Source organism: Staphylococcus haemolyticus (assembly GCF_006094395.1).
Classification (GTDB): domain Bacteria; phylum Bacillota; class Bacilli; order Staphylococcales; family Staphylococcaceae; genus Staphylococcus; species Staphylococcus haemolyticus.
The window spans coordinates 379657-399764 of record NZ_CP035291.1 but is presented as its reverse complement, the minus strand read 5'-3'; the positions used below and the strand labels follow the sequence as shown (position 1 = coordinate 399764).

Genomic DNA, 20108 nt, shown 5'->3' with positions numbered 1-20108 from the left:
TTTACTGCTCGCTTTCCTCCGCTTGACTCTGAGCTGTTGCTAAAATTGCACCTGGAACTCGGAATGGTGAGCATGAAACATAGTCTATCGCTAATTGATTGAAACGACGAATAGACTTAGCATCTCCACCTAATTCACCACATACACCGATTTTGATTTTCGGATTTACTTTTTTAGCTTGTTCAACTGCAATTTCGATTAATTTTCCGACACCATCTCTATCTAACGTTTGGAATGGGTCAAGCTTCAATATATTACTTTCAGTATACACATTTATAAATTTACCTGCATCATCTCTTGAGAAACCAAATGTCAATTGCGTTAAATCATTTGTACCGAAACTAAAGAAATCACAATGTTTTGCTAATTCATCTGCTACTAAACATGCGCGCGGCGTTTCAATCATTGTACCAATTAAATATGGTACGCTGTCACCTTGTTCATCCTCTAATTGTTCAATGGTTTTAACCAATTTCTCTTTAAGCGTTGTGAATTCTTCCACAGTTGATACTAGCGGAATCATAATTTCAGGTTTACATGTTATACCCTCTTTTTTAAGTTTTAATACGCTTCCCATAATCGCTTCAACTTGCATTTCATATAACTCAGGGTATGTGATTGCAAGTCTACAACCACGATGTCCTAGCATTGGATTCACTTCATGAAGATCTACAATGCGTTTATTCAATACTTCTTTAGGAATGTTGAGTTGTCGTGCTACATTTTCAACATCTTCATCAGAATTAGGTAAAAACTCATGCAAAGGTGGATCAAGCAAACGGACAATTGTAGGACGCTCTCCAGATAATCGGAATATTGCTTCAAAGTCTTCTACTTGATAATTACGAATATTATTCAAAGCTTCTACTCGTTGTTCATATGAAGATGAAAGAATAAATCGTCGCATTTCAACTAAACGTTCCGCTCCGAAGAACATATGCTCCGTACGAACTAAACCAATACCTTTAGAACCAAAGTCATAACCCGCTTTAATATCTTGAGGCGTCTCTGCGTTCATTCGAACATTCAAACGTGCAATATCCTCTGACCATTCCATAAATTGAGTGAACTCTTCACTGTGTTCAGCACTGACTGTTTCAATCTCACCTATGTAGATGTCACCTTTAGAACCATCAACTGAAATTGTATCGCCTTCATGAAGTTCCCCACCATCATAGTAAACTGTCTTTGCCATAGTATTGATTTCTAAATCCGAACAACCTGTCACACAACATTTACCCATACCACGAGCTACAACTGCTGCGTGAGATGTCATACCTCCATGTGTTGTTACGATTGCTTCACTCGCAATCATACCTTCAATATCTTCAGGAGACGTTTCCGGACGCATTAAGATAACTTTCTTACCTGCATCAGCTTGTGCCTTAGCATCTTCAGCTGAAAATACAATTTGTCCTGTAGCAGCCCCTGGACTTGCAGGTAAACCTATTTTTGAAATTTCAGTCGCTTGTTTTAGTGCTTTTTCATCAAAATTAGGATGTAATAATTGGTCGATTGATTTCACATCAACATTTGACATCGCTTCTTCTTTTTTAATGACACCTTCATCTACTAAATCTACTGCTATCTTAATTGCTGCACGTGCCGTACGTTTACCATTACGAGTTTGTAATAAGTATAACTTTCCATTTTCAATCGTAAACTCAATATCTTGCATATCTTTATAATGCTGTTCAAGTTGTTTCGTTACTTCAACAAATTCTTGATGTACGTCAGACATTTGATCGTGTAAAGTTGAAATGTCTTTTGGTGTACGGATACCAGCTACGACATCTTCACCCTGTGCATTTAATAAATATTCACCAAATAATTTATTTTCTCCGCTCACAGGATTACGAGTGAATGCAACACCTGTTCCACTATTATTACCACTATTACCAAATACCATTTCTTGGATATTAACAGCAGTACCTATGTCATGTGGAATATCATTTAAATCACGATAAATTCGTGCACGGTCATTGTCCCAAGACTTAAAGACCGCTTCGATTGCTTCTTCTAATTGTTTCAAAGGTTCTTGAGGGAACGGTTTATAAACTTCTTCCATATAAATGTCTTTGAAACGTTCACAAATTTCTTGTAAACCTTCAGGTGTAATTGCAGCGTCATTTTCAAAGTTGTGACGTTGTTTATAATCTTCAAAATATGTATCAAATGCTTGCATCGGAACGTTGTATACCACTTCACCGAACATTTGTAGTAAGCGACGGTAACAGTCATATGCAAAGCGAGCATCACCTGTTTTATCTGCAAGTTTCTTTACGTTATCGTCATTTAATCCCAAGTTAAGAATTGTATCCATCATACCAGGCATCGATATTTTCGCACCACTTCGTACAGATACAAGTAATAAATTAGCATCTGATGAGAATGCTTTCCCAGTTCTCTCTGAAAAGTCAGCAAGATGATCAATTAATTGTGTTTTTACATCAGTTGATAATGATTTACCTTGTCTTAAGTATTCTATACAAGCGGCAGTTGTTATTGTAAAACCATCTGGCACAGGTAAACCTAAACGTTTCATTTCAGATAGGTTAGCACCTTTACCTCCAAGTAAATCTTTCATCGATTTTTGTCCTTCATCAAAAGCATAAATATATTTCGTCATTATAATGTCACCTCAATTAATTATTATATCATACTAATTAATATAGAGTATGTCATATAACCAAGATAAATACAATTAAAAACATCACATTTAGTTTCAAGATTTATAAAAAAGACACAATTAGAGCACAAAATGGACTTACAATAGTAATTGAATGTCTATTATGCACGCTTTAATTGTGTCATACTATTTTCATATTTATTCAGTTTAATTGATATGATTTTGAAAATAATCAGTCACAAAAGTCTTAAATGACGATGCTACTTCTGTAAAGTAATGAGATTTTTTATAAGCTAAACCAATCTCCCGATAACAATGTTCATTGTTAATAGGTATTGCTACAATTTGCTTATCCAAATTTCTTAAGGCTTGTTTGGGTGTGAATGAGATGCCTATATTCATAGCTACTAGTTTTAAAATAGCGCTCGAATCCTCAACCTCTACTTGATAATTAGGAACAATCCCTTCTTGTTTTAAAATGTAATCTATCGTATCTCGAAAACCATAACCTTCAATTTGACCTATCAATCGTTCATCTTTAATTTGTGTTAATTCAAGAGAAGTACATTGAGAGAGAGGATGTTCTTTACTAACAGTTAAATAAATATCATCTTGTATGATAGGTTCCCAACTTATATCGCGATGTTCAATTTTAGAAGATGATATAGCAAAATCTACTTCGTTATTTAAAATCAAATGAGTTGCCCGTTCAGATATTGCTTGATATTGCTTAATTTTAATATTGGGATGTCGTGACACATAATTTTGAATGAGTAATGGCATAACATGTGGAAATGTTACTGCAAAAGTAACTTGACCACTTTCGATACCTGTTAATTCTTTGATTATACGTTCTCCTTCATTTAATTCCCTAAATGCACTATCGATATAATTCAGCATTAATTCACCATATCGGTTTAAGTAGATATGTCTGCCTTTCCGGTCAAATAATGCCACACCCAACTCATCTTCAATTGATGCAATCGCCTTACTTAGTGCTGGTTGAGAAATATTCAGTCGCTTTGCCGCCTCTGAAATATTATTCATATTAGCTACCACTTTAAAATATTTGAGCTTTGTAATCTCCAAACACTACACCTCAAATCATAACTTTAAGTTATAAAAATATAATTATTATGCATTATACATTATATATTGGCGATGATACCATTAAATTGTGATGAGACTATTTTTGAAAAGGGGATTATTATGAGGCTAGAAAACAAAGTAGCTTTAATTACTGGTTCAGGTGGTGGAATGGGCTTCGAAACTGCTAAGCGTTTTGTTGAAGAGGGTGCAACAGTTATCATTTCAGACCTTAAAGAAGATGTAGTCAATCAAGCGGTTGACACACTTTCTAAAGAAACTAATCAAAAGGTATACGGTTATGTCTTAGATGTTTCTAAAGAAGCTAGCGTTGAAGATACATTTTCGAATATCAAGCATGATATTGGTAAATTAGACATACTCATTAATTGTGCGGGTATAACTGGCGCTGACAAAACGACAGACCAACTCACTGAAGAAGAATGGGATCAGGTTTTTGCAGTCGATGTAAAAGGCGTATTCTTCTGTACTAAACATGCTGTACCACTCTTACGTGAAAATGGTGGCGGTTCAATCGTTAACTTCTCATCTATCTTAGGTTTAGTGGGTACAGATGAACTCACACCATACGCAGCTGCTAAAGGTGCTGTTACAAATATGACACGACAAGATGCCATCAGCTTTGGTAAAGATCACATTCGTGTTAACTCTGTTCATCCAGGTACAATATTAACACCTTTAGTGAAAAAACTCGGTGCAGAAACAGAAGGTGGTTTAGAAGCCTATACTGCTAAAATGTCTGAACGCCATCCAATTGGCTATTTAGGTGAACCTGTAGATGTTGCCAATGCAGTATTATTCTTAGCAAGTGATGAAGCTCGATTTATTACAGGTGCAGCATTAACTGTAGACGGTGGATACACTGCCAGATAATATGCTTCATCAATTGGTATCGAATACTCAATCAAACACAAAAATAACACCTCGTTAGATGACCAAAGCATTTAACGAGGTGTCTTTTATACATTGAAATCGATATTATTTAAATCCATTTTCTTTATTATATTTCTCACGTTCAGCATCGCGTAATTCAACACGACGGATTTTACCTGAATTTGTTTTAGGTAATGAGTCTACAAATTCAATTGCACGTGGGTATTTATATGGTGCTACTTCATTCTTCGCGAAAGTTTGTAATTCTTTAACAAGGTCATCATTACCCTGATAATTATCTTGTAAAATAACGAATGCTTTAACAATGTTGCCTCGAATTTCATGAGGACTTGCTACAACAGCACATTCTTTAACGGCCGGGTGATTTGTTAAGGCATCTTCAACTTCAAACGGTCCAATCGTATAGCCTGAACTGATGATAATATCATCTCGTCGACCTTCAAACCAGAAATAGCCATCTTCATCTATATGCGCTAAGTCTCCAGTAATGTAATAGTCACCCGCTTGAGCTGCTTTCGTACGTTCTTCATCTTTATAATAACCTTTAAACAAACCAGGGAAATCAAGTGGTAAAGCTATATTTCCTTTAACATTTGTTTCAACCGGTTGTCCTTCATCATCAACGATCGTAACACGGCTACCTGGGATTTCTTTACCCATTGAACCTGGTCGTGATTTAGTGTCTTTTAAGAACCCGATTAATAAAGTACTCTCTGTTTGTCCATAACCATCACGCACCGTTAAATTAAAGTTATTGCGGAATTGTTCTACAACTTCACGGTTTAATGGCTCGCCTGCTGATACAGCACTGTGAAGGTGTTCTAAGTTATATTCTTGTAAATTGTCTAATTTCGCCATCATACGATATTCTGTTGGTGTACAACATAAGACATTGATTTCAAAGCCTTGTAATAATTCAAGATAACGAGAAGGGTTGAATTTACCATTATAAACAAATGCTGTTGCGCCTGAACCCATAATTGATAAGAAAGGACTCCATACCCATTTTTGCCAACCTGGTGCAGCTGTCGCCCACACTAAGTCGTCTTCTTTAATACATAACCAATGTTCTGGCGCCATTTTCATGTGTGCAAATCCCCAACCATGAGAATGTGTAACAGCCTTAGGATTTCCTGTCGTTCCAGATGTATATGATAAGATGGCTAAATCGTCTCTTGAAGTTTTTTCAATATCTAACGCATCACTTTGAGACGCTTTTTCATCTTCAATATTAATCCAGTCCGTTTCGTGTCCGTCAATGATAAATTTCGTTAATGCGTCATACTCTTTAACGCCTTTGAACTCTTCAATAAAATCAGATTTAGCAATTACTGCTTTAATCTCACCATGTGTAATTCGATATTGTAAATCTTTAGTTCTTAGCATTTCTGAACTAGGAATAATCGCAATACCCAGTTTTAATGCAGCAAGATAAAGTTCATATGTCATAATTGCTCTCGGCATCATGATTAATACTTTATCACCTTTTTTAAGTCCGTGATTTAATAAGACATATCCCACTTTATTGGCATTTTTAATTAATTCTGAATATGTCACTGTAATTGGTTCGTCTACCCCATTTTCATAAATCAGGGCTTTCTTCGATGTATTAGAAGCATGTTTCTCAATTTCTGAAACAATATTGTAAGTCTCTGGTGCTAATAAACTTGAATTATCCATTACTATACTCCCTTTCAGTTCGACCTTATTTATTATCTTATCAAACGCTTTAGTCTGATGAAATCAAAATCATTTATGTAAACGTTTTTACAATTTGATTTGAAATTGAAAAAGATTAAGCACATATGTCGATAACAATGACATTGGCTTAATCTTTATATCTGTACTAGAAAATATGACTTAAATCTAATTTTGACTCTAAACCAGATAGCTCAATACGCACATTATAAGATAAATCACGATTAACAATGTTGCGATCAACACCACCTTCAGTGCCTCTATGTTTATGGGTTTGACTATATTCATTAGAATTCTGCCAATCATAAAATGCCTGACGTTCTTCCCATAAAGTTAAAATAATATAGTGTCGTCCTGCTACTTGTGGACGCAAAAATCTTAAAGCTTTAAATCCTGGAACATTTTGTAAGTATTTAGGACGTTCTAAGAATTTCTTCTCGAATGCATCTTCCATACCTTCATTAACAAATAAATGATTTAACACACAAAAAGAATCATTTGATAAATCATCAATCACTTCTAACACATCATATTGATGTTCATCATTATTTTTCTTTATTGAAATCGTGTTATCGCCTTTTTCTTCTACTACATAAGTTTTGTAACTATCTTTTAAAATCATGATTCTTATCCTTCATTTCTAAACTAGCACTGAGCTACTATTAAATTTGTATATCTATATTCGTTCTGTCCTTATAATTGGCTTTGTTCATAAAGCGAGATAGAACGCTTTACGACTTCTAAAAATTCGTGGTCCAATGTTGTAATTTTCGTAAAATAACTAAGTATGTTATCAGAAATTCGTTCATACTTTGGGAAATGCTGATCTTGGCTAATCCAATGTGCAAGTTCGCCTAAAGGGGTTTGGTCACCAATAAATCCTTGCATAAATTCGTAAAAACTCATTATCTCACCCCAGTGTTTAGATATACGCTAATATTATCATGATACATAGCTTTACACTAGTACTGGAAAGCCAACAATTTCTGAAGTTTTGTTGGCTAAATTGAGATAACAATTTTTTATTTTGAATTTAAGTAATCTAACACAACTGCACCCACAGCTTCTGCTGCGACTAACATACTTTTCTCATCAATTTTAAATTTAGGGTGATGATGAGGATACGCTTTTCCATCTTGAGGCGCAGCACCTGAATAAATAAATGTGCTTGGCAATGTTTTAGCAAAAAATGCGAAATCTTCTGATGGCGGTTGTGCTTCACATTCTTCTACCCCTTTTACGTCATCTAAATCAGCTTTTTTTATAGTTTCTGCAACATAATTTGTAAAATCAGGGTCATTATATAGTGCTGGATAGTCTTTACTAAACTCAAAGTCACATTTAACACCAAATGTTGCTTCAAGACCTTTGACTATTTGTTGTAATTCGTCAGCAATTTTATCACGTGTAGCATCGGTTAATGCACGCACATCACCTTCAAGCTCGATTTTATCTTTGATGACATTAAATTGACCTTTACCATCAAATGAGCCAATTGTTACAACACCTGTTTCAAACGGGTTAAGACGACGTGAAACGATTGTTTGTGCAGTAGTAACAAAGTTAGCACCAGCGACAATCGCATCATTTGCTGTATGAGGTGATGAACCATGACCACCTTCACCTTGTATCGTTAACTTAAAGTATGAACGACCTGTTTGAACATTTTCAGGACGGTAGAACACTTTACCCGGTTCCATATTTGTCATTACATGTGTACCTAGCACATGATCGACACCATCTAGCACACCATCTTCAATCATACCTTTGGCACCACCTGGAGGCATTTCTTCTGCTGGTTGATGAATAACGATCACTTTACCGTTAAATTGATCTTTCATTTCAATTAACGTTTCAGCTAATATTAACATATACGCGGTATGCGCATCATGACCACATGCATGCATCACACCATCATTTTTAGACGCAAATGACAATCCAGTATCTTCTTGGATTGGTAAAGCATCAAAGTCTGCTCTAATCGCAATTGTTTTTCCAGGATTGCCGCTATCGATAGTCACTTTCACACCATTTTCACCGACATTCGTTTTAACTTCACAATCTTTGTCTTTATAGAAATCAGTAATATATTTAGGTGTTTCTGATTCTTGGAATGATAATTCTGGATGTTCATGTAAGTGTCTACGAATTTCAATCATCTTTTCTTCTTTCTCTTGTAGACGTTTTACTAGATCTTTCATCATTATATCCACTCCTTTTCCTCATTATATGCTTTTCTCGTTTAACAATGTTGCGTCACGGTTTCATACGTTCCAAACATGATTCAATGTTACATTCATTTATAGTCTTCTTTTCCCGAAAAAAAGAAGCATATGTGAACATTGATAAATGCTTGCATATACTTCTGTTAAATGGTTATCGTTAATTATTTAGATTGTTGTTTAGGAACACCGATAAGTATAACCGTAAATGAAATGATTGCCATTAAAATGTTCAACCATAATCCTAACATTGCACCAAAGTTAATATTAACCATCGCTGCCCCGATACCATATAGCGTACCTGAAAGGGCAATACCAAAGGCACCACCAAGTGAAGATGCCATTTTATAAATACCAGATGCCACACCTACTTTATCTTCAGGAGAATTTGAAATGGCCGTATCTGTAGATGGTGTCGCATAGAAACCTAATCCTAGTCCGTATAATAAGTAACCAATGACACATACGACAACATACATTTGTGAAGATAGGAATGTAAATGATATTAATAGAATACCTACCATATTCAATGCAGTACCCAGTAACATCGGCTTTCTTGCGCCAACTTTTTGGAGAACCTTTTCACCGACACGAATCATCAATAATACTGTAATTAAATACGTAATTGAAAGTAGTCCAGTTTGAAATGTTGAGAAACCTAACCCTTGTTGAACAAATGTATTAGCAACGATTAGCGTACCGGCAACTCCATTCAACATGAAATTAGAAACTGTTGCACTCGTATAGGCTTTATTATTAAATAATTTAAAGTCTATTAATGGGTAGTGCATTTTCATTTCAACACGAATAAAGATGATTGTTGAAATAATAAACACTGCAATTAAAGCTAGAATTGTTGGTGAGAATAAACCTAATTTAGCACTTTGAGTGATCACTACATTAATACTTAGCATCATGATGACAAACAACGTAAGTCCTACAAAGTCAAATTTAGTATTTGTTGTTTGATTCGCTTTAGTTTCAGGAGTACCTTTAATTAATAGAATAGCTAAAATCGCAACAATAATAGAGATAATATAAATCCAGCGCCAACCAATTGCTGTATCAATCATACCTCCAAATAGAGAAGCAAATCCTGAGCCACCCCAAGACCCAATTGACCAGAAGCTCAACGCACGTTGTCGATCTGAACCTTGATAATACGTTTTAATAATCGCTAATGTAGATGGCATAATTGCTGCTGCTGATAACCCTTGAATAATACGACCAAGAATTAACATTGGCGTAAATGGTGTTACAATGATCAATAATGACCCAATAATACTCAATATTAAACCAATGTACGTCATTTTTACGCGACCTAATTTATCGGCGAAGCTACCTGCACCAACGACAAACATACCACTAAATAAAGCCGTAATACTAATCGCAATACTCGTTGTACCAATACTACTTGAAAATGAATGTTGAATTGTTGGCACTAAATTGAGTAAAGATTGCGCAAACAACCAAAATGTAATTACGCCGAGTACTATACCTAATAAAAGCTTATTATTTCCAGTGAATTGTTGTTGTTTCATTTCCATAATGCTCTCTCCTTAACTTAAGTAGTCTAAAACGACTGTCCCTACTGCTTCTGCAGCTACTAACATTGATGATTCATCAATTGTGAATTTTGGATGGTGATGTGGATAAATCATACCATCTTTTGGTGCTGCGCCTGAATAAATAAATGTACTTGGTAATGTCGCTGCATAGAAAGCGAAATCCTCTGAAGGTGGTTGGGGTTCACAAACTTCAATACCTTGTATATCATCTGCATCCGCTTCTTTAATTGTTTGTGCAACATATTGTGTAAATTCAGGGTCATTATATAATGCTGGATAATCTTTTTTAAATTCGAACTCACATGTAACGCCAAACGTTGATTCAAGACCTTCTACTAAGCGTTTCAATTCTTTTTCAATTGTGTCACGTGTGTCATCAGTTAACGCTCTTACATCACCTTCGAGTTCTACCGCATCTTTAATAACATTAAATTGACCTTTACCATCAAATGAACCGATTGTAATAACGCCTGTTTCAAATGGACTTAAACGTCTTGATACAATCGTTTGTACTTCCGTAACAAATTGAGCACCTGCAACGATCGCATCGTTTGCCATATGTGGTGAAGATCCATGACCACCAGAACCTTGTACTTTTAATTTAAAGTAAGCACGTCCAGTTTGTACAAAGCCTTCTCTATAGAAAACTTTTCCTGCTTCCATTGTGCTCATTACATGTGCACCTAACACATGGTCTACACCATCAAGCACGCCATCTTTAATCATGCCTTGCGCACCACCTGGAGGCATTTCTTCTGCTGGTTGATGAATAATAATAACTTTACCTTTAAATTGATCTTTCATTTCTATTAATGTTTCACCTAAAATTAACATATAAGCTGTGTGTGCATCATGACCGCAAGCATGCATGACACCTTCATTTTTTGAAGCAAAAGGTAAGCCCGTAGCTTCTTGAATTGGTAAAGCGTCAAAGTCTGCTCTAATCGCAATTGTTTTACCAGGTTTACCACTATCTATCGTCACTTTGACGCCATTAGGTCCTACATTAGTCTCTACTTCGCAATCTTTATCTTTGTAGAAATCAGCGATATATTTTGGCGTTTCCTGTTCTTTGAATGATAACTCAGGATGTTGATGTAAATATCTTCTTATTTCAATCATACGTTCTTCTTTTTCTTGTAAAGTGTTAATTAATTGTTTAATCATAATTCATCTCTCCTCACTTATTATTGTATCGTTTATCTCTAAATTTAATATTCAATCGTTGTCCTATTTAGCACTAAATTTATTTATTTTTGAATTGAAAAAGGATAATGACAAAAATTAATGATTAATTTTTGTCATTATCCAATTTATACATACTTATTCACTTCTATAATATGAATGGAATTCGTCATTACTTTTAAATGATAGGTAAGTGTTTCTTCTACCTCCACTTCTGCAATATCCAATTTAGGATATGAAATACGATTAACATAATCAATCGTTTCCTGATCCATACCATATGTTGTATTGTGTTGTTGCCATACCCGATATAAAGCACCGTTCTCTTTATCTAACGTGTAGTGTTTAATTTTATATAGCCCACTTTGAAGTTGATTAATTTCTATTTTAAAATTTCTCTTTTCCATTACATTCGGCTGCTCTGAAATCGTGTAATAAGGATTGTAATGATCCGCATCCCATACAACAATTTGAAGATGTGTATCGTCGCCAACAACCATACATTCTTCATTTCTAAATCTTACATTATTTTGCAACATTCTAAAGAAATTACTTGTAAAGAATGCAGGGCGTTTACCATCAAATTGATGATATAAGTCAATTCCCATTAATTGATGTTCATTCATGACACCATATTTTTGATGTAATTCATAATTCAGCCAATACCCCACCGTACAAACTTTTTCATTAATATCTAATAATTGTTTAAATATAATACCCGCTCTAAAATATTCGCCATTAGTAAGATTTGAATTACCAGTTAAGGTATTCCAGTTGAGTAACATTAGTGGCATATCTTTCTGCTTTTTCGGTAGCCATTCGACTAACGCTTCTACTGTCTCATTGATATGATTTTTAGCATACTGATACTGTATATCTTCAGAAACTTCTAAATTGACTACGTCATTCTGATTAGCTTCAAACGCTAACATATTAACTTTTTCAGAATGATCTTTAAAAAGTAACTTCAAGTTATTTTTTTGATTACTGAAATCTTGATAATTTACAATAAATTTCACGTTAGATATATAACGATTAAATACTTCATATAATTGAATGTACTGTTTCAGATCTATAGCGTCTATAATTACTGAAAGTTGCATTCTACTGCTATGTGTTGTCATATTTATAAAATGTTTAAGAATCTGTACCCATGTATCACAATACGCTTGAAATGCTGTTGCACTATGTGGCGGTCTCAAACGAATACTCAAATGTATTTGATGGTTCATTAAAAATAACAAACACTCATCTAAGGTCATATATTGGTGGCTATGCGGAATAATTTCATCAGATGCAACGACATGTTCTCTCCAAGAAGTATCATTTACTAAATCTTGTACCAATACAGTATCTAAACCAACTCTATCTTTCACTTCCAATATTTGCTCTCTATAACGATGCACGCGCATATTGACGATACTTCCAATTTGAACGATATGATTGTATTTATTTAAATATCCAAGCCTGTCTTCTAATTGAATATCGATTTCTTTTTGGGGTTCTGCCGAATGAATGACGACATCCATTTGATTATTCACATATGACGACAAATATTGAATATATCTCTTAATACTTTGCTTATTTAGAGGTTTCATTTTCAACTGATTCAAGTCTTTAACTTGAAATTCCTTACGATAATCACCCGGTGTCATGTGATACCATAATTTAAAATGTTTCGCTAATGACGTTGAATTAGAAAAACCATTCTTCATTGCTATGTCAGTAATTGAAATATCACTATATTTCAAATCATGTTCAGCATTTCTTGTTCTCACTTTATTAAGATAACTATTAAACGACGTTCCTAATTTTTTCGTGAATAATCTAGAAGTGTACGAACTAGACAAATTAATATAGTCTGACAAATCATCCAAACCAATACGTTCCATAAAATGTTGATTAATAAATTCTGAAGCGAGACTAGCAAATACATCATCTTTATTATGTTCATGAATCAACTCTTGTCTAGATTGATAGGGAATAAATTTCACCAACATTTCAATTAATTGAATCATCATTTGATCCATGTGTAATTGATGAAACTTCCCTTTTCTTAAATAAGTAATCCCTATTTTAGCTAACAATGTTTTGATATCATCATGTATTTTTTTAGATACTTCTTCAAAATGAAAATAAATATTCTTATCTTCAATGTAATGAGAAAAATAATTATTAGACAGTCGGAGCGACATATAACTTACATCTGAATCTTCTAAAATCAAAAAGTTTTGATAGCTATTGATTAATATTAAATCTCCAACATGATAGTGCTTATTTTGATTTTCACTCTGACATGTGACGTTACCTTTTAAAATTAAATTTAGCGATAAATAATCAGAAGCTATATCTTCCTTTTTAGTGTCGAACGTGATTTCATAATTAGTATTCAAGAGGTATTTACCCGCCCTTCTCAATCACTTCTTTCAATCTATAATATCAAACTTTGATGACTAAGAAGGGTTTAATAACGTGATATTGTACTGAATGTTTCAAATCAAAAGTTAAATAGTAAGGGGGGAGTGAGTCAGAATTCATTTTGAATTCATTGTCCCACTCCCCCCGCAGGGATAACTAGAACTAAGAAAAGCTTGATTTAAACGCCTTCTCAATTCAGTCAGCTACTGTAAATTTGTAAAGTAGCATTGATTTATTAATTTTACTGGTTCTAAAGTATTAATATAGTGTTTTATAATTAGTGTTGGTAATATGGATCAAATTCCATTGCACCTGCGTTTTCATCGCTTACGCCATGTTTATAATAATCTACATATTGTGGTTCTAATGGTTTCTTACCACGGATGATATCTGCTGCTTTTTCAGCAAGCATTAATACTGGTGCATGAATATTACCGTTTGTTGTACGAGGCATAGCCGAAGCGTCAACAACACGTAAATTTTCCATACCGTGAACTTTCATTGTTAATGGGTCTACAACAGACATTGGATCTGAGGCAGGTCCCATTTTAGCACTACAAGATGGATGCAATGCTGTTTCACCATCTCTACGTACCCAATCCAAGATTTCTTCGTCTGTTTGTACTGATGGTCCTGGTGAAATTTCACCTCCATTAAATGGATCCATTGCTTTTTGCGCTAATATATTTCTAGCTACTCGAATAGCTTCTACCCACTCTTGTTCGTCTTCTTTAGTTGAAAGGTAATTAAAGACAATACTTGGTTTTTCAAACGGGTCTTTTGATTTAATTTTTAAGCTACCACGTGAATTAGAATACATAGGACCTACGTGAACTTGGTAACCATGTGCTACTGGTGCTTTTTGTCCATCATATCTTACAGCAATTGGTAAGAAGTGGAACATTAAGTTAGGGTATGCAACTTGATTATTTGATCTTACGAAGGCACCGCCTTCAAAGTGATTTGATGCTGCTGCACCTTTACGCGCGAATATCCATTGTAAACCAATCCATGGCATACGTTTAACATCTAAGCTAGGTTGCAGTGACACAGGCTCTTTACATTCGTGTTGAATATATACTTCTAAGTGGTCCTCGAAGTTTTCACCAACACCTGGTAAATGCATTCGTGGTTCTATACCTTTAGATTTCAAGAATTCTGCGTCACCAATACCTGATAATTGTAATAATTGTGGCGTGTTGAACGCTCCACCAGATAAGATAACTTCACCGGCGTCAACAGTATGATATCTACCATTACGTTTAAATGTTACCCCTGTTGCTTTGTTACCATCAAAATGAATTTTAGTGACAAATGCACGAGTCTTAACTGTTAAGTTTTTACGTTTCATTGCTGGGTGTAAGTAAGCTCTTGATGCTGAAACACGACGACCATTATGCACTTGGCTATCAAACGGTCCAAACCCTTCTTGTCTATATCCGTTCACATCTTTTGTTTTATGATAACCCGCTTCTACACCGGCATCAAAGAATGATTTGAACAATGGATTTGTTGCAGGTCCACGTTTTAATTTAATTGGACCGTGATGTCCTCTGAATTGATCAAATGGTGTAGCACCGTATGTTTTCTCTAAACGTTTAAAGTATGGTAAACAATGTGCGAAGTCCCATGATTCCATACCTTCTGGTTCAGCCCATCCTTCATAGTCCATTGGATTCCCTCTTTGGTAAATCATACCGTTAATTGAACTAGAGCCACCAAGCACTTTACCACGTGCATGGTCTACTTTACGTCCCATATGCGGTTCTTCTTCCGTTTGATAAATCCAATCGTAAAAACGATTACCTGATGGGAACATTAATGCTGCTGGCATTTGAATGAATAAATCCCAAGGATAGTCACTACGTCCTGCCTCTAACACTAATACCTCTTTATCTTTATCTTCTGTTAAACGATTTCCTAATACTGATCCTGCACTACCGCCGCCAATAATGACGTAATCATATGAATTCTTTTTACTCATTATAAATTCGTCCTCCCTTAAATTGATTATTATGTCTTTTTATTTCATGTTTTAAGTTTGATACATACAACTTTATAACTCAAATAAATAGAGTCGCATAGTTAATTAATATAACGACTCTAAAGCTCTAGCATGGACTTGTTATTTACTAAAGAAGTTGACTGGTTCTGGGTTTGTGTTAGTTAAGATGTGTTTACTAGTTAAGTACTCTTCCAAGCCTTCTTTACCTAGTTCACGTCCAATACCTGATTGTTTATAGCCACCCCAAGGTGCCTGTGCAAAGTATGGATGGAAATCATTAATCCAAACTGTACCAAGCTTTAATTTATTAGCTACACGTTGTGCTTTACCGATATCTTTAGTGAATACTGCACCAGCTAAACCATAAATAGAATCATTAGCTAATTTAATTGCTTCTTCTTCACTATCAAATCCTTCAATTGTCACAACTGGTCCAAAGACTTCTTCTTGAACGATACGCATTGAAGTATCACAATCTGTAATCACTGTTGGTTCAAAGAACAAACCAGCTTGTAAATCTTCTCGTTCTGGACGTTTACCGCCGATCGCGATTGTAGCGCCTTCTTCTTTTGCAATTTCCATGTAACCTTCAATCTTATTGCGATGTTCTGTAGAAATCACTGGCCCCATTTCTGTATCATCATCGAAACCATTACCAAGTTTAATTTTGCCTACACGATCGATTAATGCCTTTTCAAAGTCAGCTTTAATATCGTTGTGTACTAATATACGTGAACCTGCTGAACATACTTGACCTGCGTGGAAGTAACCACCATTTAACGCTTGATCTACTGCAACTTCAAAGTCAGCATCATCAAAAATAATATTAGGGTTCTTACCACCAAGTTCTAAAGCGATGTTAGTTACATGATTGGCGGCATTCTTCATGATATGTTTACCTGTTTCAATTCCGCCTGTGAATGAAACTAAGTCTACTTCTTCATGACCTGATAACGTATCTCCAATTTCTTCACCGCTACTTAATACTAAGTTGATAACGCCTTTAGGGAAGCCAACTTCCTCCATTAATTCGAATACACGAATGGTAGTTAATGGCGTAATTTCACTTGGTTTCATAACGAGTGAACATCCGGTTGCTAATGCTGGTGCGATCTTCCATGAGGCTTGAAGTAATGGATAGTTCCAAGGTGTGATTTGAGTAACTACACCTACAGGTTCTTTAACTACTTTACTCTCAGTGTTAGGAATTGGTGAATTTATCATTTCACCACCATCTTTATCTGCTAAACCTGCAAAATAAGTAAATACATTAGCTATATCATCCATATCCGCATATGATTCTTCTAACGTTTTACCAGTATCTAAAGTTTCTAATTTGGCTAATTCATCACGGTTTTCTGTTATTTTATCCGCAATTGCTCTTACTTTTTTACCTCTGACTTCACTTGTTTCTAGTGACCACTCGGCATCTTCAAATGCGCGACGTGCTGCAAGTATTGCTCTTTCTGCATCTTCAGCAGTACCTTCTGCAACCGTAAAGATAACTTCTTGGTTATAAGGATTAATAATATCTCTTGTATTTTTATTTGAACTTTCTACCCATTCACCATCGATATATTGACGATTAGACAATTTCTCTACAAGTTCCATCAAACTACCTCCGTTAAGTTTGTTAAATTTTTATTTAACGAATTTTACAAAACTAGATTATCACACTTTCCACAGTCTTGCAAACGACACATATCTGCACATTTTTTTTACATAAACTTGAAATTTTAGTATCAAAAGTGCTAATAATGAATATGCGATTTTGAAACTTTTCATCAAACACTTTATAATGATTTAGAATCGAAAAATGAACATCAACGTTTATTTCTCTTTTGAAAAATTACTAAGTAACAATGGAGGTGCACTATGGCACGTTCAACGAATTATGATCAAAAAATTGAAGAAGCAAAAGACCTTGTAATTAACTCAATCGGTGAAACGATGGATTTGTACGGTACGAATCGTAGCGTTGGTAATTTATACGGCACAATGGTCTTCGAAGGAAGCATGACGCTTGATGAGATGCGTGAGCATTTACAAATGAGCAAACCTAGCATGAGTGCTGGCGTCAAGAAATTACAAGAATTCGACATCGTAAAACAACAATTTACGCGTGGTAGCAGAAAACAACATTTTATCGCCGAAAAAAACTTCTTCCATTTTTTCCGAAATTTCTTTACACAAAAGTGGGAACGTGAAGTTGATACTAATTTAGAAGCGGTCGAAAAGGCACAATTACTGTTAGACGAAACATTAAAAAATGCTGACTTAGACGATCATGCTAAAGCAGAAGTCGATAAAATCCAAGCTCAATTAGATCACACTAAGCAATATTGTAAATGGTTAGAAAACTTAAGTAATGCCATTGAAAGTGGACAGATATTCGAACATTACCCAATTCCAGAAAAAGAAGATATTTAAAAAAGCTAGCAGATTTTCTAAAGTGTAAAACTTTGAAGAATCTGCTAGCTCTTTTTTATTTATAAGTTATCATCATCATCTGATTTTTCTTTAACTTGCACAATACGTATTGAACGTCTCTCAATTTCTTTATGTTTATCCGCTCTTGTCTCCAGTTTAATCCGATCTCTATTAAGCGTAATAATAAACGATATCATCATAAAAATAAATATGACAATCAACGGTACACTCGCCAGTATGGATGCTGTTTTTAATACTTCTAGCGCACGTTCACCACCAACTAACATAAGAGAGAATGGTAATAGACACAACGCAAATGCCCAGAATAAACGGTTAGCCTTTAATGGCTCTCCAATAACTTTTTTCTGAGATGCAGCAGCTAAAATATATGAACCTGAATCAAATGTTGTTGCTAAGAATAAGAATGCAGAAATCAAGAACAATACAACAATTAATGATGAAAATGGTAATTGATGCATTACTTGAATAATCGTTGCTTCAGTACCGTGTGAATTTAAAAAGTTAATAACATTAAATTCACCAGTAATTTGTAAATACACAGCATAGTTACCAAATATACCAAAGAACAATAGACAGCCTAATGTACCATAAATAATAGTACCTAGAATGACTTCTTTAAGACGACGTCCTTTTGAAATACGTGCGATGAACAGACCGATAAACGGTGCATATACTAACCACCATGACCAATAGAATATTGTCCAGTCTTGTGGAAAATTCGTTTCTTTACGTCCTTTAATCCCACCAAAAGGTTCCATCCAAGTGGCCATATGGAAGAAATCTCTCAGCATATTACCAAAACTTGTAATCGTTGTTTCCATAATAAATACAGTAGGCCCAACAATAAACACAAATCCTAATAATAAGAATGATAGCCATACGTTAACATCACTTAATTTTTGAATTCCTTTTTTCAAACCAGAATAAGAACTGACTGCGAACACCACTGTGATTGTTAATAAGATGATTGAACGCACAACCATATTCTCTCCATCGATGCCTGTAAGTTTCTCTATACCAGCAGAAATCATTGGCACGCCAAGTGCGAGTGATGTTGCTGCACCTCCTAGTAAACCAAAAATAAATAATATATCCACTAATTTACCTAAAAATTTATCCGTTTGTCCCTTTAAAACTGGACGACATGCTTGACTGATTTTGTAAATTGGTTGTTTCTTAACGAATACTAAATAACCAATGGGTAATGCTGGCAACACATAGATTGCCCATGCGATTGGTCCCCAATGGAACATCCCATATTGCGTTGCATATGTAAGTGCTTCATCTGACATCCCTTTTGCACCATTCGGTGGTACTTGATAATAGAATGCCCACTCAATGACACCCCAATATAAAATATCCGATCCAATACCTGCACAGAAGAGCATAGACGCCCAACTAAAGTTATTGAATTCTGGTCTATCAGTTGCCTTTCCAAGTGTTACATTGCCATAACGACCGAATGCAATATATAGTACAAAGAATAGAATGATTAATCCCATAAATAAATACACAGTTCCAATTGAATTGGAAATTGCGCTATTGATATCGGTAATTACTTTTTCACTGGCTTTAGGGAATACCATCATCGGTGTAACAGCTACAAGTAATACGATTACCGTCCCTATAAAAGTCGGCCAATCCATAATTTTTTCTCGTTTCAATTATGTTCCTCCTCAAAATTGTTGTTTCGATAAAAATTAAAAACCACTTTCTTGTCACGGTTTATTCACATATTGACGATATCTAAAATTAAATAAAAATGCAAATTACATTCAAATTATACTTTCCTATTTATTGAATAAATATATATTTCAGACATATTTTAAAGCTTTAAAAATCGCCATAACAACAGTGTTAAATTTAAACTTAACGTATTTAACAAATTTTATATTGTATTAATTTTGCATAATAATACTGTTATTATGAAT

14 protein-coding genes are annotated in these 20108 nt (G+C 34.7%); 2 read left to right on the top strand and 12 right to left on the bottom strand.

Features of this window, described 5'->3' with window-relative positions:
* Position 1 precedes the first annotated feature (1 nt).
* Together ppdK and EQ029_RS01735 are read right to left on the bottom strand one after the other, a co-directional pair.
* A complete protein-coding gene (ppdK, locus tag EQ029_RS01740) occupies positions 2-2629 on the bottom strand; it encodes a pyruvate, phosphate dikinase (RefSeq protein ID WP_057504899.1) in 2628 nt (875 codons plus the stop codon).
* 207 nt (positions 2630-2836) lie between these two features.
* Positions 2837-3718, bottom strand: a complete 882-nt coding sequence (locus tag EQ029_RS01735; RefSeq protein ID WP_053038671.1) for a LysR family transcriptional regulator — start codon at positions 3716-3718, stop codon at positions 2837-2839.
* Between the two features lie 120 nt (positions 3719-3838).
* Between EQ029_RS01735 and EQ029_RS01730 the strand changes: the two genes are divergently transcribed.
* Positions 3839-4609 carry an SDR family NAD(P)-dependent oxidoreductase gene (locus EQ029_RS01730; RefSeq protein ID WP_197708988.1) on the top strand — a complete coding sequence of 257 codons (771 nt, stop codon included), beginning with the start codon at positions 3839-3841 and terminating at the stop codon, positions 4607-4609.
* A gap of 105 nt (positions 4610-4714) precedes the next feature.
* Here EQ029_RS01730 and mbcS read toward each other — a convergent pair whose 3' ends face one another.
* From mbcS to betB, 9 genes are all read right to left on the bottom strand, one after another.
* Complete coding sequence (gene mbcS / locus EQ029_RS01725; protein ID WP_057504898.1) at positions 4715-6310, bottom strand: acyl-CoA synthetase MbcS; 1596 nt, start codon at positions 6308-6310, stop codon at positions 4715-4717.
* A 166-nt stretch (positions 6311-6476) separates the two neighbouring features.
* A complete protein-coding gene (locus EQ029_RS01720; protein WP_053021586.1) occupies positions 6477-6950 on the bottom strand; it encodes an antibiotic biosynthesis monooxygenase family protein in 474 nt (157 codons plus the stop codon).
* A gap of 71 nt (positions 6951-7021) precedes the next feature.
* Complete coding sequence (locus EQ029_RS01715; protein ID WP_011274760.1) at positions 7022-7234, bottom strand: sterile alpha motif-like domain-containing protein; 213 nt, start codon at positions 7232-7234, stop codon at positions 7022-7024.
* A 116-nt stretch (positions 7235-7350) separates the two neighbouring features.
* The gene (locus tag EQ029_RS01710) at positions 7351-8532 is read right to left on the bottom strand and encodes an amidohydrolase (protein ID WP_053021587.1); all 1182 of its coding nucleotides are present in this window, start codon (positions 8530-8532) and stop codon (positions 7351-7353) included.
* 182 nt (positions 8533-8714) lie between these two features.
* Positions 8715-10097 carry an MFS transporter gene (locus EQ029_RS01705; RefSeq protein ID WP_011274758.1) on the bottom strand — a complete coding sequence of 461 codons (1383 nt, stop codon included), beginning with the start codon at positions 10095-10097 and terminating at the stop codon, positions 8715-8717.
* Positions 10098-10109: 12 nt separating this feature from the next.
* Complete coding sequence (locus EQ029_RS01700; protein ID WP_057504897.1) at positions 10110-11285, bottom strand: M20 family metallopeptidase; 1176 nt, start codon at positions 11283-11285, stop codon at positions 10110-10112.
* Between the two features lie 146 nt (positions 11286-11431).
* Positions 11432-13696, bottom strand: coding sequence for a transcriptional regulator AryK (gene aryK / locus EQ029_RS01695; protein WP_053038672.1), 2265 nt, complete (start codon positions 13694-13696; stop codon positions 11432-11434).
* A 302-nt stretch (positions 13697-13998) separates the two neighbouring features.
* Positions 13999-15705 (bottom strand): choline dehydrogenase, encoded by a 1707-nt coding sequence (betA, locus tag EQ029_RS01690; protein WP_053016335.1) that lies wholly within the window; start codon positions 15703-15705, stop codon positions 13999-14001.
* Positions 15706-15846: 141 nt separating this feature from the next.
* Complete coding sequence (gene betB, locus EQ029_RS01685) at positions 15847-17337, bottom strand: betaine-aldehyde dehydrogenase (protein ID WP_016930658.1); 1491 nt, start codon at positions 17335-17337, stop codon at positions 15847-15849.
* A 264-nt stretch (positions 17338-17601) separates the two neighbouring features.
* On the opposite strand from betB, the gene cudC reads away from it, so the two are divergent.
* Positions 17602-18156, top strand: a complete 555-nt coding sequence (gene cudC / locus EQ029_RS01680; RefSeq protein WP_011274753.1) for a choline uptake/conversion transcriptional regulator CudC — start codon at positions 17602-17604, stop codon at positions 18154-18156.
* 59 nt (positions 18157-18215) lie between these two features.
* Here the strand turns inward: cudC and EQ029_RS01675 are convergent, their stop codons facing one another.
* Entirely contained in the window at positions 18216-19841 is a 1626-nt protein-coding gene (locus tag EQ029_RS01675) for a BCCT family transporter (RefSeq protein WP_057504896.1), read from the bottom strand.
* Positions 19842-20108 lie beyond the last annotated feature (267 nt).

Bases quoted from the DNA above. Each gene is read 5' to 3' on its own strand.
- EQ029_RS01700 (WP_057504897.1), bottom strand. From the start codon at position 11,285: ATGATTAAACAATTAATTAACACTTTACAAGAAAAAGAAGAACGTATG.
- betA (WP_053016335.1), bottom strand. From the start codon at position 15,705: ATGAGTAAAAAGAATTCATATGATTACGTCATTATTGGCGGCGGTAGT.
- EQ029_RS01705 (WP_011274758.1), bottom strand. From the start codon at position 10,097: ATGGAAATGAAACAACAACAATTCACTGGAAATAATAAGCTTTTATTA.
- ppdK (WP_057504899.1), bottom strand. From the start codon at position 2,629: ATGACGAAATATATTTATGCTTTTGATGAAGGACAAAAATCGATGAAA.
- cudC (WP_011274753.1), top strand. From the start codon at position 17,602: ATGGCACGTTCAACGAATTATGATCAAAAAATTGAAGAAGCAAAAGAC.
- EQ029_RS01730 (WP_197708988.1), top strand. From the start codon at position 3,839: ATGAGGCTAGAAAACAAAGTAGCTTTAATTACTGGTTCAGGTGGTGGA.
- betB (WP_016930658.1), bottom strand. From the start codon at position 17,337: ATGGAACTTGTAGAGAAATTGTCTAATCGTCAATATATCGATGGTGAA.
- EQ029_RS01720 (WP_053021586.1), bottom strand. From the start codon at position 6,950: ATGATTTTAAAAGATAGTTACAAAACTTATGTAGTAGAAGAAAAAGGC.
- EQ029_RS01710 (WP_053021587.1), bottom strand. From the start codon at position 8,532: ATGATGAAAGATCTAGTAAAACGTCTACAAGAGAAAGAAGAAAAGATG.
- EQ029_RS01715 (WP_011274760.1), bottom strand. From the start codon at position 7,234: ATGAGTTTTTACGAATTTATGCAAGGATTTATTGGTGACCAAACCCCT.
- mbcS (WP_057504898.1), bottom strand. From the start codon at position 6,310: ATGGATAATTCAAGTTTATTAGCACCAGAGACTTACAATATTGTTTCA.